Raw genomic sequence first — 13,291 nt, 5'->3', positions numbered from 1 at the left:
ATACTATTGATAATTATTTGCATTTGCAATAGGGTGTTTCCCGCTCCGACATCAAGGAGCGCGCGCGTTCCGCCAGCCTCATCAGCCTGTACTGTCAGACGGATGTTCCGCAAAGGAGAGCCTGGGCGCGGCTGGAATGCTTGCTCGCAAGGAAAGACTCTTTTACCGGCGCGCCCGCAGGAGACGGTGAGGTTTCCGCAGGCAATCCAGGAACATAAAAAATGCCTACATTATCTCGTTTGTCATTAGCCATTCTCATTGAACTCGGCCTGGCCGCGACCAGCGCGCAGGCCGCCGACACCAGCACCGCTTCAACTGCCGCCGTCGGCGATACCCTGGTGGTCAGCGCGGCGCAGCAGAACCTGCAGGCGCCAGGCGTCTCCACCATCACCGCCGACGAGATTAAAAAGCGTCCGCCCGCGCGCGACGTATCGGAAATCATCCGCACCATGCCGGGCGTCAACCTGACCGGCAACTCCACCAGCGGCCAGCGCGGCAACAACCGGCAGATTGATATCCGCGGCATGGGGCCGGAAAACACCCTGATCCTGGTGGACGGCATGCCGGTCTCCAGCCGCAACTCGGTGCGTCTCGGCTGGCGCGGCGAACGCGATACGCGCGGCGACACCAACTGGGTGCCGCCGGAGATGATCGAACGTATTGAGGTGATCCGCGGCCCGGCGGCGGTGCGCTACGGCAACGGCGCGGCGGGCGGCGTGGTGAATATCATCACCAAAAAATATGATGACCAGCAGTGGCACGGATCCTGGAACGCCTACTACAACGTGCCGGAGCACAAAGACGAAGGCGCGACGCGCCGCACCAACTTCAGCCTGGAAGGGCCGCTGGGCGACGACGTCAGCTTCCGTCTCTACGGCAACCTGGCGAAAACCCAGGCGGACGCCTACGACATCAACGAAGGCCACGCGGCGGATCGCACCGGCAGCTACGCCGGCAGCTATCCGGGCGGGCGCGAAGGGGTGGTGAATAAAGACATCAACGCTATGCTGCGCTGGGCGTTCGCGCCGATGCAGGCGCTGGAGTTTCAGGCGGGCTACAGCCGCCAGGGCAACCTCTACTCCGGCGACACCCAGAACACCAATACCAGCGCGCTGGTGAAAAGCTTCTACGGCAAAGAGACTAACCGGCTCTATCGGCAGAACTTTGCGGTGAAGTGGACCGGCGCCTGGGATAACGGCGTCAGCACCAACAGCTACGCGCGCTATGAAAATACCCGCAACTCGCGCATCAACGAAGGGCTGGCGGGCGGCACCGAAGGCATCTTCTCCAACAGCGGCTTCAATACCATCGAGCTGGACGATGTGCTGCTGCACAGCGAAGTCAGCGTGCCGTTCGAACTGCTGGTGAATCAGACCGCGACGCTCGGCGTTGAATGGAATCAGCAGCGCATGAAGGATCCCTCATCGACCACGCAGGCCGCCTCTAACGGCGCGGTGCCGGGCATCTCCAGCTCCGGCCGCAGCCCCTATTCGCAGGCGGAAATCTTCTCGCTGTTCGCCGAAGACAATATGGAGCTGACCGACAGCACCATGCTGACGCCGAGCCTGCGCTTCGATCACCACTCTATCGTCGGCGATAACTGGAGCCCGTCGCTTAACCTCTCGCAGGGCTTAGGTGACGACTTCACGCTGAAGATGGGCATCGGCCGCGCCTATAAAGCGCCGAGCCTCTACCAGACCAACCCTAACTATCTGCTCTACAGCAACGGACAGGGCTGCGCGGCCAGCACCGGCGCCTGCTATCTGCAGGGCAACAGAGATCTGAAAGCGGAAAACAGCATCAATAAAGAGATTGGGCTGGAGTGGAAGCATGAGGGCTATCAGGCGGGTCTGACCTGGTTCCGCAACGACTATCGCAACAAGATTGAAGCGGGCTACGTGCCGTCCGGCAAAGCGTCAAACGGCACCACTGACATCTATAAGTGGGAGAACGTGCCGAAAGCGGTGGTGGAAGGGCTGGAGGGCACGGTGAATATCCCCGTGACGGAGAGCATCGCGTGGAATAACAACTTCACTTATATGTTGCAGAGCAAGAATAAAGAGACCGGCGATCGCCTGTCGATTATTCCCGACTATACGCTGAACTCCACGCTGAGCTGGCAGGCGACGCAGGATCTGTCGCTGCAAACCACGCTCACCTGGTACGGCAAGCAGGTGCCGAAGAAGTATGATTACAAAGGCAATGCCGTCACCGGCAGCGCGACCGATGAGGTGAGTCCTTATTCAGTGGTCGGCCTGAGCGGCACCTATGACGTTAATAAATACGCCAGCGTGACGCTCGGCATCGACAACCTGTTCGACAAGCGCCACTTCCGCCAGGGCAACGCCCAGACCACCGGCAACGCCAACACTAACTCTTATCTGTATGGCGCAGGCGCGAATACCTATAACGAATCAGGCCGGACGTACTACGTCAGCCTGAATACGCACTTCTAATCAGTTAAGCCGCAACGGCAGCGCGCAGCGGGCAATCAGCCCGCTGCGATCGCTGCGATTAATCAGCTTCAGCTCGCCATAGTGCATCTGCAGAATGCGCAGCACGATATTCAGTCCCAGGCCGCTGCCGCCGTAGCGCTGATCGCGACGGCGAAACGCTTTGGTCAGCTCTTCCGCCGCGTCGGTATCGATGCCCGGCCCCTCATCAATCACGCTGAGGACAATCTGGCTGTCGCTCTCTTCGAGCCTGATTTCAATCTGGCTCTCCGTCGGGCTATAGCGCGAGGCGTTCTCCAGCAGATTGCGCAGCAGCAGACGCAGCAGCACCGGCTCGCCCTGGCTTTGCGCCACCGCGTTTTCTGGCCAGATAAGCTGCTGCTGGCGCTGTTCAACCAGTTCGCGCATCTCCGGCTGCAGCGGCTGCAAAATGTCCGTCTGCCAGTGAATAGCCTGCGCATGCCCGCTGGCCAGCGCCTGGCTGGCGCGCGCCAGCATCAGCAGCTGCTCGACGGTATGCATCAGCTGATCGATGCGCGCCACCAGCATTTCGCTGTGCGGCACGCCCTGCTGCTGCAACAGCTCAAGATGCAGGCGCAGCCCGGCGAGCGGGGTGCGCAGCTCATGGGCGGCGTCCGCCGTGAAAAGCCGCTCCTGCTGCAGCGTGTGATCGAGGCGCGCCAGCAGCTGGTTAATCGCGCCGGTTACCGCCACCACCTCTTCCATATCGGAGTGAATGGCGAGCGGCGTCAGGTTGTCGGCGGAGCGCTGCGCCAGGCTGGTCTGCAGCGCGCGCAGCGGACGCACGATCCAACTAATCGCCCAGAACGAGAGCACCAGCGTCAGGCCGACCATGACGACAGAGGGCAGCAGCAGCGAGGCGATCGCTTCGCGGATCTCATTTTCGACGCGATCGTTGCGCGCCTTAGCGGAGAGGGTTTCGTTGACGAGAAAGCTGATCTGCTCGCGGCTTTCGTGCCACAGCCAGAAGGCGCTCATGATCTGACAGGTAAGCAGAATCAGCGCCAGCATAATCAGCAAGCGCTGACGCATGCTGTTCATTCGCGGTTCTCCAGCCGATAGCCAACGCCGCGCACGGTTTTGATGCGGTCTTTGCCCAGCTTGCGGCGCAGATTATGGATATGCACCTCCAGCGTGTTGGAGCCGGTATCGTCCTGCCAGCTGTAGAGATCCTGCTGCAGCGTTTCGCGATGCACATTCTGTCCGATGCGCATCAGCAGCCGCGTCAGCAGCGCGAACTCTTTGGGCGTGACGTCGAGGGGCTGATCCTCCAGCAGCACCTGCTGCGAAGAGAGATTCAGCGTGAGATCGCCCTGGCGCAGCAGGTTGTCGCTGTGGCCCTGATAGCGGCGGATCAGGGCGCGCACGCGTGCCTGCAGCTCCGCCAGCGCCAGCGGCTTGATCAGATAGTCGTCGGCGCCGGCGTCGAGCCCGTCCACGCGATCGCTGAGCGCGTCGCGCGCGGTCAGGATCAGCACCGGCAGATCGACGCCCGCTCGCCGCCACTGCCGCAGCAGATCGCCGCCGTCGCGATCCGGCAGGCCGAGATCCAGCACGATCAGGCTGTACTGCGCGCTGTGCAGCAGCGCGTCCGCCTCAGCGGCGCTGGCGGCGCAGTCAACGGCGTAACCCTGGCTGCTCAGCGCCTGGCTCAGGCCGCCCTGCAGCAGTACATCGTCCTCAACGATCAATATTTTCATGCGTTAGTTGTTCTGGTAGATATCCCGATAGAGACGGCTCTCGAAGCGCACCAGCGGAATGCGCCGCGTGCGCTGATCCTGCGGCGGCACCGCATAGCCCGACAGGTACTGCACAAAGGCGACGCGCGCGCCGCTGGCGGTGGTGATAAAGCCAGCCAGATTATAGACGCCCTGCAGCGAGCCGGTTTTCGCCGACACTTTGCCGTCTACGCCCGCCTCATGCAGGCCGCCGCGATACTGCAGCGTGCCGTCGTGGCCCGCCAGCGGCAGCATAGAGATGTAGTCCAGCGTCGCGTCGTTTTTCGCAATGTACTGCAACACCTGCATCATGGTGTCCGGCGCGATGAGATCGTGACGCGACAGCCCCGAACCATCCACCTGTATGCTGTTGCCTAAATCAATGTTGGCTTTCTCGCGCAGGATGCGGCGGATAGCGTCCGATCCGGCGCGAAAGGTGCCGGGCACGTTGAAATAGTGATGGCCGATGGTGCGGAACACCGTATCGGCAATCATGTTGTCCGACTTTTTCAGCATAGTATGCAACAGCGAATGCAGCGGCGCGGACTGGGTCGACGCCAGCACGGTGCCCGGCGAAGTGACCTGCGTCTGGCGCACCAGATGGCCGCTGTAGTCGATATCGGCCTGACGCAGCTCCTGCTTCAGGATCTCTCCGGCCCAGGCGGCGTCGTCCTGTACGGCGAACGCCAGCGGCAGCGGCTCAGCGCGCTGGCGCATACAGCCGGTCAGCGTGTAGCGGTTCAGCTCGCCCGGCACCACGTCCAGCTCGCAATACTGCGCTTCGCCGCTGTTGCGGCCGAGGGTGCGTACCTGGCTGAACATATGAGCAGGGTAGTAAGAGGCGATGCGCACGAAGGCGGTTTCGCCCGGCGTGCTGGCGCTGTAGAGCGAAACAGAGAAGCAGTTTTTATCAACGATCGCCGCGCCCGGCGGCGCGCTAAAGCACTGCGTCAGATCGTTCCACGGCCAGCCCGGCGCCATGTCATGGCTGGCGAACACCGAGGTGTCGATCACCAGGTTGCCTTTGATATGGGTGACGCCCTGCTTTTTCAGCGCGGCGACCATATTGCGCAGATCCTGACGGCTCAGCGTCGGATCGCCGGCAAAGCGCGCGACCAGATCGCCGTTTAGCGTGCCGTCGCTGATGGCGCCTTTAGTTTCCAGCGTGGTCTGGAAGCGATAGTCGCCGCCCAGTTCCAGCAGCGCCGCCAGCGCGGTAATCACCTTCATGGTGCTGGCGGGCAATGCCATCTGTTTGCCGTGATAATCGATTATCGGGGTGCTGGCGCCTATTTTCTGCACCATTAGCGCCAGATTGGCGCCATCCGGCAAATACTGCATGTATTCATCTACGGGCGCTGCTTGTGCCTGCAGCATAAACGCACAGGTTAGTCCGGTAACAAGTCGTGAAAATCGCATAATCTCGCGGTAACTGGCAGGTGAAGCCGTCAATACTACGTCCCGCAGCGGTGGAAAGTAAACGATGACCAGCAGGGAACTCTGGGTTAAAATACGTATCAAAATGCAAAACCACATTCTGGCCTGGAACCTTTTCCGGGTCAGGATTCTTTTATTTGCAAAACGAGGGTCAGGCCCTGCAGAACCGGTTTTTCTGTGGACACTGGTCAGGATGACGCCGTTAAAACAGGAAAGAGAGCGAGGAGCTTAAATGAATCAGATTCCGATGACGTTAAGGGGCGCCGAGAAGCTGCGCGAAGAGCTGAACGAGCTGAAAACCGTTAAACGCCCGCGCATCATCGCCTCAATCGCTGAAGCGCGTGAGCACGGCGATCTGAAAGAGAACGCGGAGTATCACGCCGCGCGCGAAGAGCAGGGGTTTTGCGAAGGTCGTATTCAGGAGATCGAAGCCAAGCTGTCTAACGCGCAGGTTATCGACGTCACCACTATTCCGAACAATGGCCGCGTGATCTTCGGCGCGACCGTAACCGTGCTCAACACCGATACCGACGAAGAGTCGACTTATCGCATCGTGGGCGACGACGAAGCGGACTTTAAGCAAAATCTGATTTCGGTCAACTCGCCGATGGCGCGCGGTCTGGTAGGAAAAGAGGTGGACGATGTGACCATCATCAAAACCCCAGGCGGCGATGTTGAGTATGAAATTCTGAAAGTGGAATACCTTTAAGAGACAGCTACGCTTTGAAAAGCGTCGAAGCATTATGTAAAGAATGGAAAAGGCCGCGATGCGGCCTTTTAACCCATGCGGGAGCATGGCACTTTCTCTGGCCGGTTGACCGGCGACGCGTTTAGCGCGGCAGAGAAATCTTGCTCTCTTTAGAAGGGCGATACAGCACCAGCGTTTTGCCGATCACCTGCACGTTGCCGGCTTTAGTCTCACGCACGATAGCCTCAACGATCAGCTGCTTGGTTTCACGGTCTTCCGAGGCAATTTTCACCTTGATCAGTTCGTGATGTTCCAGCGCGGATTCGATTTCGGCCAGCACGCCTTCGGTCAGGCCGTTGCCGCCGATCATGACCACTGGTTTCAGTGGATGGGCAAGGCCTTTCAGGTGCTGTTTTTGTTTGGTACTTAGATTCATCGTATTTTTTGCTTACTCAGGGATTGAAAACGGTTCATTCTACCGCCATCTCGGGGTTATCACCAAATCAACGCAACCCATTGCGTGCAGGTTTATCGCTGCGATGACGATTTAGTTGAGAAAATTATGACGGGTAAAAAGCGTTCGGCCAGCTCCAGCCGCTGGTTACAGGAACACTTTAGCGATAAATATGTGCTTCAGGCACAGAAAAAGGGGTTGCGTTCGCGCGCCTGGTTTAAACTTGATGAAATACAACAGGGTGACAAGCTTTTCAAACCCGGTATGACCGTGGTAGATCTGGGTGCGGCGCCCGGCGGCTGGTCGCAGTATGTGGTCCAGCAGATCGGCTCTTCGGGACGCGTTATCGCCTGCGATATTCTGCCGATGGATCCTATCGTCGGCGTCGATTTCCTTCAGGGCGATTTTCGTGAAGAATCGGTGATCAAGGCGCTGCTCGATCGCGTAGGCGATCAAAAAGTGCAGGTGGTCATGTCGGATATGGCGCCCAACATGAGCGGGACGCCGGCAGTCGATATTCCTCGGTCGATGTATTTAGTTGAACTGGCGCTCGAAATGTGTCGGGATATCCTGGCGCCGGGCGGCAGTTTTGTAGTGAAAGTGTTTCAGGGAGATGGCTTCGATGAATACCTGCGGGAAATTCGCTCCCTGTTTACGAAAGTGAAAATTCGTAAGCCGGACGCTTCGCGATCTCGTTCGCGCGAAGTGTACATTGTGGCGACAGGGCGCAAACTATAGCCCAATTGATGAAGTTGCAGCCCACCAGCCGCGATTCCATGTATGAAGGATATATAGTACCCTACGCTGTCTGTTAACACCGTTGTAATATGAGGTTAATCCCTTGAGTGACATGGCGAAAAACCTGATTCTCTGGTTAGTCATCGCGGTCGTGCTGATGTCAGTATTCCAGAGCTTTGGGCCCAGCGAGTCGAATGGCCGTAGGGTTGATTATTCAACCTTCCTGTCGGAAGTGAACCAGGATCAGGTCCGCGAGGCACGTATTAACGGGCGTGAGATTAACGTAATCAAGAAAGACAGTAATAAATACACGACCTACATTCCTGTCAACGATCCCAAGTTACTCGATAACCTGTTGACCAAAAACGTCAAAGTGGTTGGCGAACCGCCGGAAGAACCGAGCCTGCTGGCTTCAATCTTCATCTCCTGGTTCCCGATGCTGCTGCTGATTGGCGTATGGATCTTCTTTATGCGTCAGATGCAGGGCGGCGGCGGCAAAGGCGCGATGTCCTTTGGCAAGAGCAAAGCCCGTATGCTGACGGAAGATCAGATCAAAACCACTTTCGCCGACGTGGCAGGTTGCGACGAAGCGAAAGAGGAAGTGGGCGAACTGGTCGAGTATCTGCGCGAACCGAGCCGCTTCCAGAAGCTGGGCGGTAAAATCCCGAAAGGCGTGCTGATGGTGGGCCCGCCGGGTACCGGTAAAACCCTGCTGGCGAAAGCTATCGCAGGCGAAGCGAAAGTGCCGTTCTTTACCATTTCCGGTTCTGACTTCGTGGAAATGTTCGTGGGCGTCGGCGCATCTCGCGTGCGCGACATGTTCGAACAGGCCAAGAAAGCCGCACCTTGCATCATCTTTATCGATGAGATCGACGCCGTCGGTCGTCAGCGCGGCGCAGGTTTAGGCGGCGGTCACGATGAACGTGAACAGACCCTGAACCAGATGCTGGTTGAGATGGATGGTTTTGAAGGCAATGAAGGCATTATCGTTATCGCCGCGACTAACCGTCCAGACGTTCTCGACCCGGCGCTGCTGCGTCCAGGCCGCTTTGACCGTCAGGTCGTCGTGGGTCTGCCGGACGTGCGCGGCCGCGAACAGATTCTGAAAGTGCATATGCGCCGCGTGCCGCTGGCGACCGATATCGACGCAGGCATCATCGCGCGCGGTACGCCGGGCTTCTCCGGTGCGGATCTCGCCAACCTGGTGAACGAAGCGGCGCTGTTTGCCGCACGCGGCAACAAGCGCGTGGTATCGATGGTTGAGTTCGAGAAAGCGAAAGACAAAATCATGATGGGCGCGGAACGTCGCTCCATGGTGATGACGGAAGCGCAGAAAGAATCTACCGCCTATCACGAAGCGGGCCACGCGATTATCGGCCGTCTGGTGCCGGAACACGATCCGGTGCACAAGGTTACGATTATTCCGCGCGGACGTGCGCTCGGCGTGACCTTCTTCCTGCCTGAAGGCGACGCCATCAGCGCCAGCCGTCAGAAGCTGGAAAGCCAGATTTCGACCCTGTACGGCGGCCGCCTGGCTGAAGAGATTATTTACGGTGCGGAACATGTTTCCACCGGTGCCTCTAACGACATCAAAGTGGCCACTAACCTGGCGCGCAACATGGTGACGCAGTGGGGCTTCTCGGAAAAACTGGGTCCGTTGCTTTATGCCGAAGAAGAGGGCGAGGTGTTCCTCGGCCGTTCCGTGGCGAAAGCGAAACATATGTCTGACGAAACCGCGCGCATTATCGACCAGGAAGTTAAACACCTGATCGACAGCAACTACCAGCGCGCGCGCCGTATTCTGAGCGAGAATATGGACATCCTTCACGCGATGAAAGACGCGCTGATGAAGTATGAAACCATCGATGCGCCGCAGATCGACGACCTGATGGCGCGCCGCGAAGTGCGTCCGCCAGCGGGCTGGGAAGATCCGGGCAGCAACTCCGACAGCAACGGCACGCCGAAGGCGCCGCGTCCGGTCGATGAGCCGCGCACGCCGAATCCCGGCAACACCATGTCAGAGCAGTTCGACAAATAACAGGGTTTCACCCTTGCAAAAACCCCGGCTGGTCCGGGGTTTTTTACATCCATAACCAGGTAATCAGAGGAGATTTTCCCCATGAAGTTGTACGCCCGTGATACCCATCTCGATCTGTCGTTTCCCCATGTGATGGGAATTTTGAATGTCACGCCGGACTCCTTCTCCGATGGTGGAAAACATCACACGCTGGTCGAGGCGCTGACGCACACCAATGAAATGGTTAACGCGGGCGCCACCATTATCGACGTCGGCGGCGAGTCGACCCGTCCGGGGGCGGATGAAGTAAGCGTCGACGAAGAGCTGGCGCGCGTTATTCCGGTAGTAGAGGCGATTGCGCAGCGTTTCGAGGTATGGATTTCGGTGGATACCTCAAAAGCCGAGGTTATCCGCGAAGCGGCGCGAGCGGGCGCTCACATCATTAACGATATTCGCTCGCTCTCCGAACCTGGCGCGCTGGAAGCGGCGGCGGCGGCTAATTTGCCGGTTTGCCTGATGCATATGCAGGGCGAGCCGCGCACTATGCAGCAGGCGCCGGAGTATCGCGATGTCGTAAGCGAAGTGGATGCTTACTTCGTGGACCAGATCGCGCGCTGCGAAGCTGCGGGTATCAAAAAAGAACATCTGCTGCTCGACCCTGGCTTCGGTTTCGGTAAGAATCTCAACCACAACTATGAGCTGCTGGCCCACCTCAGCCATTTTCACCATTTCGGGCTGCCGCTGCTGGTGGGCATGTCGCGCAAATCTATGATTGGCCAGCTGTTGAACGTCGGGCCTTCGCAGCGCCTGACGGGCAGCCTGACCTGTGCTGCGATCGCCGCGATGCAGGGCGCGCAGATCATCCGCGTACATGACGTTAAAGAAACGGTCGAGGCGATGCGGGTTGTCGAAGCGACACGGAGAGCAAAAGGATAATTAAGGCATGAGTAATCGTAAATATTTTGGTACGGACGGCATTCGCGGCAAGGTTGGCGAAGCGCCGATTACCCCTGACTTTGTACTAAAGCTGGGCTGGGCGGCGGGCAAAGTGCTGGCGCGCCACGGCTCACGCAAGGTGCTGATCGGTAAAGATACGCGTATCTCCGGCTATATGCTGGAGTCGGCGCTGGAAGCGGGCCTGGCCGCAGCGGGCTTATCCGCCGCCTTTACCGGCCCAATGCCGACGCCCGCCATCGCCTATCTGACGCGCACCTTCCGCGCCGAAGCGGGCATCGTCATCTCCGCGTCGCACAACCCGTTTGACGATAACGGCATTAAATTCTTCTCCGCCGAAGGCACCAAGCTGCCGGACGAGGTAGAAGAGGCGATTGAGCTGGAAATGGAGAAGCCGCTCACCTGCGTCGAGTCCGCCGAACTGGGCCGCGCCAGCCGTATCGTCGACGCCGCCGGCCGCTATATCGAGTTCTGCAAGGGCTCCTTTCCGAGCGAGCTCAGCCTTAACGGCCTGAAAATCGTGGTCGACTGCGCGAACGGCGCCACCTACCACATCGCGCCGAACGTGCTGCGCGAGCTGGGCGCCACCGTTATAGCCATCGCCACGCAGCCCGACGGCATGAATATCAACAAAGAGTGCGGCGCGACCGATCTGCGTATGCTGCAGCAGCGCGTGCTGGCGGAGAAGGCGGATATTGGCCTGGCTTACGACGGCGACGGCGACCGCATTATGATGGTTGACCATCTGGGCGAGAAGGTCGATGGCGACCAGATCCTGTACATCATCGCGCGCGAAGGGCTGCGTCAGGGCCAGCTGCGCGGCGGCGTGGTCGGCACCCTGATGAGCAACATGGGCCTCGAACTGGCGCTGAAGCAGCTCGGCATTCCTTTCGCCCGCGCCAAAGTGGGCGACCGCTACGTGCTGGAAAAGATGCAGGAGAAGCAGTGGCGTCTCGGCGCGGAGAACTCCGGCCACGTTATTCTGCTGGATAAAACCACCACCGGCGACGGCATCGTGGCAAGTTTGCAAGTGCTTACCGCAATGGTGCGCAACCATATGAGCCTGCATGACCTGTGCAGCGGCATGAAGATGCTGCCGCAGGTGCTGGTCAACGTGCGCTTCAGCGGCACCGGCGATCCGCTGGAAGACGAGACGGTAAAAAGCGTAACGGCGGAGGTGGAAAAGACGCTGGCCGGACGCGGACGCGTGCTGCTGCGTAAATCGGGCACCGAGCCGCTGATTCGCGTGATGGTCGAAGGGGAAAACGAAGCGCAGGTCACCGAGCTGGCGCATCGTATCGCCGAGCAGGTCAAAGCGGTTTAAGGCAGGATCGGCGGACGGTTTTACGCCGATCCGCCGTTAAAATCATCAGGATGGCGCTTTTTTCCGCAGTCGATCGCGTCGAAGAAAATTACCCTTGCAGAGGGGTGCGCCTTTGGTTAGTATTCACACCCGCTTCTGATGGGTGATGACGACACGGCCCATCTATACTGGCTGAAGCTTAACTGTGCGGTTATCGCGCAAGGAAACAGGTTGATTATGTACGAAGCTCTTTTAGTTATCTTCCTTATTGTAGCCATCGCCCTCGTGGGTCTGATTATGCTGCAGCAAGGTAAAGGCGCTGATATGGGAGCCTCATTCGGTGCAGGCGCATCCGCAACGCTGTTCGGTTCTACGGGTTCAGGTAACTTCATGACTCGCATGACCGGCATTCTCGCGGCGCTGTTCTTCATCATCAGCCTTGTTCTGGGTAACCTGAACACCAATAAGACTTCAAAAGGAAGCGAGTGGGAAAATCTGTCAGCGCCGGCGCAGTCAACGACTCAGCCAGCACAACCGGCAACGCCGGGTAACGATATCCCGAAATAAGTTCGTCATGCTTGCGACGCGACAGATTCAAGTCGCGGTCTGAACAGTGCCGAGGTGGTGGAATTGGTAGACACGCTACCTTGAGGTGGTAGTGCCCGATTGGGCTTACGGGTTCAAGTCCCGTCCTCGGTACCAAATCTGGTTTTACTTGCAAATATCGCAAGATCGGCGTAACATTCGTCACGTTTTCGGACGCGGGGTGGAGCAGCCTGGTAGCTCGTCGGGCTCATAACCCGAAGGTCGTCGGTTCAAATCCGGCCCCCGCAACCACTTTCCCTTAGAGTTCTTTTTCAAATATACTGTGTGCATCGACGGGCGCATCGCAGCGAGTTTTGAAAAAAATTCTTCTGGACGGTGCCGAGCCGCTTAGCGGCGTACAGGGTCCAGTCACAAAAAGCCCCGAATTTTCGGGGTTTTTTGTTATCAGGAAATCGCAACACTGGGCTATTAAGCCCTTTTTTTATGTCTTGGGGGTGGGCTTGTCCACATTAGAGCAAAAATTGACAGAGTTGGTATCGGCTCCGGTAGAAGCGCTCGGCTACGAACTGGTCGGTATCGAATTCGTTCGTGGTCGCACATCAACCCTGCGCATCTATATTGATAGTGAAGATGGCATCAATGTCGATGATTGTGCGGATGTCAGCCACCAGGTAAGCGCGGTGCTGGATGTGGAAGATCCCATCACCGTGGCTTACAACCTTGAAGTCTCCTCACCGGGACTGGATCGCCCGATGTTTACCGCAGAACACTACGTGCGGTACACAGGCGAAGAAGTCAGTCTGGTTCTGCGCATGGCGGTCCAGAACCGTCGTAAATGGCAGGGCATCATCAAGTCGGTCGACGGCGAGATGGTGACGGTGACCGTTGAGGGTAAAGACGAGGTGTTCGCGCTGAGCAATATTCAGAAAGCGAACCTGGTCCCCCACTTTTAAAAGTCCGGA

At 58.3% G+C, this 13,291-nt stretch carries 12 protein-coding genes and 2 tRNA genes; 10 read left to right on the top strand and 4 right to left on the bottom strand.

The annotated features are described in order from the left end of the window. Nucleotides 1–221: 221 nt before the first annotated feature. On the top strand, nt 222–2,456 hold the full coding sequence (locus tag AC6I7Z_RS16715) for a TonB-dependent siderophore receptor (protein WP_497815015.1): 2,235 nt from the start codon (nt 222–224) through the stop codon (nt 2,454–2,456). Here AC6I7Z_RS16715 and pmrB read toward each other — a convergent pair whose 3' ends face one another. From pmrB to dacB, 3 genes are read right to left on the bottom strand one after another with little or no spacing between them, the layout of a single operon-like run. Then, on the bottom strand, nt 2,457–3,515 hold the full coding sequence (pmrB, locus tag AC6I7Z_RS16710; protein WP_497815014.1) for a two-component system sensor histidine kinase PmrB: 1,059 nt from the start codon (nt 3,513–3,515) through the stop codon (nt 2,457–2,459). Beyond that, nucleotides 3,512–4,174 (bottom strand): two-component system response regulator PmrA, encoded by a 663-nt coding sequence (gene pmrA / locus AC6I7Z_RS16705; RefSeq protein ID WP_497815013.1) that lies wholly within the window; start codon nt 4,172–4,174, stop codon nt 3,512–3,514. The genes pmrB and pmrA overlap by 4 nt, the downstream gene beginning before the upstream one ends. A gap of 3 nt (nt 4,175–4,177) precedes the next feature. Continuing rightward, complete coding sequence (gene dacB / locus AC6I7Z_RS16700) at nt 4,178–5,611, bottom strand: serine-type D-Ala-D-Ala carboxypeptidase (RefSeq protein WP_497815012.1); 1,434 nt, start codon at nt 5,609–5,611, stop codon at nt 4,178–4,180. Nucleotides 5,612–5,861: 250 nt separating this feature from the next. On the opposite strand from dacB, the gene greA reads away from it, so the two are divergent. Continuing rightward, nucleotides 5,862–6,338, top strand: coding sequence for a transcription elongation factor GreA (gene greA, locus AC6I7Z_RS16695; protein ID WP_033749304.1), 477 nt, complete (start codon nt 5,862–5,864; stop codon nt 6,336–6,338). A 121-nt stretch (nt 6,339–6,459) separates the two neighbouring features. Here greA and yhbY read toward each other — a convergent pair whose 3' ends face one another. Next, nucleotides 6,460–6,753: a ribosome assembly RNA-binding protein YhbY gene (gene yhbY, locus AC6I7Z_RS16690; RefSeq protein WP_033749305.1), complete on the bottom strand. Its 294-nt coding sequence runs from the start codon at nt 6,751–6,753 to the stop codon at nt 6,460–6,462. Nucleotides 6,754–6,879: 126 nt separating this feature from the next. Between yhbY and rlmE the strand changes: the two genes are divergently transcribed. The 8 genes from rlmE (at nt 6,880) to rimP (ending at nt 13,282) form a co-directional block, all read left to right on the top strand. Then, nucleotides 6,880–7,509 carry a 23S rRNA (uridine(2552)-2'-O)-methyltransferase RlmE gene (gene rlmE / locus AC6I7Z_RS16685; RefSeq protein WP_033749635.1) on the top strand — a complete coding sequence of 210 codons (630 nt, stop codon included), beginning with the start codon at nt 6,880–6,882 and terminating at the stop codon, nt 7,507–7,509. Nucleotides 7,510–7,621: 112 nt separating this feature from the next. Then, nucleotides 7,622–9,547, top strand: coding sequence for an ATP-dependent zinc metalloprotease FtsH (ftsH, locus tag AC6I7Z_RS16680; protein ID WP_033749306.1), 1,926 nt, complete (start codon nt 7,622–7,624; stop codon nt 9,545–9,547). A gap of 81 nt (nt 9,548–9,628) precedes the next feature. After that, nucleotides 9,629–10,462, top strand: a complete 834-nt coding sequence (gene folP / locus AC6I7Z_RS16675; RefSeq protein WP_497815011.1) for a dihydropteroate synthase — start codon at nt 9,629–9,631, stop codon at nt 10,460–10,462. Nucleotides 10,463–10,469: 7 nt separating this feature from the next. Then, nucleotides 10,470–11,804, top strand: a complete 1,335-nt coding sequence (gene glmM, locus AC6I7Z_RS16670; protein WP_048785420.1) for a phosphoglucosamine mutase — start codon at nt 10,470–10,472, stop codon at nt 11,802–11,804. Nucleotides 11,805–12,020: 216 nt separating this feature from the next. Further along, complete coding sequence (secG, locus tag AC6I7Z_RS16665; RefSeq protein ID WP_033749638.1) at nt 12,021–12,350, top strand: preprotein translocase subunit SecG; 330 nt, start codon at nt 12,021–12,023, stop codon at nt 12,348–12,350. A gap of 48 nt (nt 12,351–12,398) precedes the next feature. Further along, a tRNA-Leu gene (locus AC6I7Z_RS16660) sits at nt 12,399–12,485 on the top strand. A gap of 58 nt (nt 12,486–12,543) precedes the next feature. After that, nucleotides 12,544–12,620: transfer RNA gene (locus AC6I7Z_RS16655), tRNA-Met, on the top strand. 209 nt (nt 12,621–12,829) lie between these two features. After that, the gene (gene rimP / locus AC6I7Z_RS16650; protein WP_033749310.1) at nt 12,830–13,282 is read left to right on the top strand and encodes a ribosome maturation factor RimP; all 453 of its coding nucleotides are present in this window, start codon (nt 12,830–12,832) and stop codon (nt 13,280–13,282) included. Nucleotides 13,283–13,291 lie beyond the last annotated feature (9 nt).

This window comes from Pantoea sp. X-Soil-MYKO-1289 (assembly GCF_059730625.1).
This window is presented reverse-complemented; position numbering and strand designations above follow the sequence as displayed.

Bases quoted from the DNA above. Each gene is read 5' to 3' on its own strand.
- AC6I7Z_RS16715 (WP_497815015.1), top strand. From the start codon at position 222: ATGCCTACATTATCTCGTTTGTCATTAGCCATTCTCATTGAACTCGGC.
- pmrB (WP_497815014.1), bottom strand. From the start codon at position 3,515: ATGAACAGCATGCGTCAGCGCTTGCTGATTATGCTGGCGCTGATTCTG.
- pmrA (WP_497815013.1), bottom strand. From the start codon at position 4,174: ATGAAAATATTGATCGTTGAGGACGATGTACTGCTGCAGGGCGGCCTG.
- dacB (WP_497815012.1), bottom strand. From the start codon at position 5,611: ATGCGATTTTCACGACTTGTTACCGGACTAACCTGTGCGTTTATGCTG.
- greA (WP_033749304.1), top strand. From the start codon at position 5,862: ATGAATCAGATTCCGATGACGTTAAGGGGCGCCGAGAAGCTGCGCGAA.
- yhbY (WP_033749305.1), bottom strand. From the start codon at position 6,753: ATGAATCTAAGTACCAAACAAAAACAGCACCTGAAAGGCCTTGCCCAT.
- rlmE (WP_033749635.1), top strand. From the start codon at position 6,880: ATGACGGGTAAAAAGCGTTCGGCCAGCTCCAGCCGCTGGTTACAGGAA.
- ftsH (WP_033749306.1), top strand. From the start codon at position 7,622: ATGGCGAAAAACCTGATTCTCTGGTTAGTCATCGCGGTCGTGCTGATG.
- folP (WP_497815011.1), top strand. From the start codon at position 9,629: ATGAAGTTGTACGCCCGTGATACCCATCTCGATCTGTCGTTTCCCCAT.
- glmM (WP_048785420.1), top strand. From the start codon at position 10,470: ATGAGTAATCGTAAATATTTTGGTACGGACGGCATTCGCGGCAAGGTT.
- secG (WP_033749638.1), top strand. From the start codon at position 12,021: ATGTACGAAGCTCTTTTAGTTATCTTCCTTATTGTAGCCATCGCCCTC.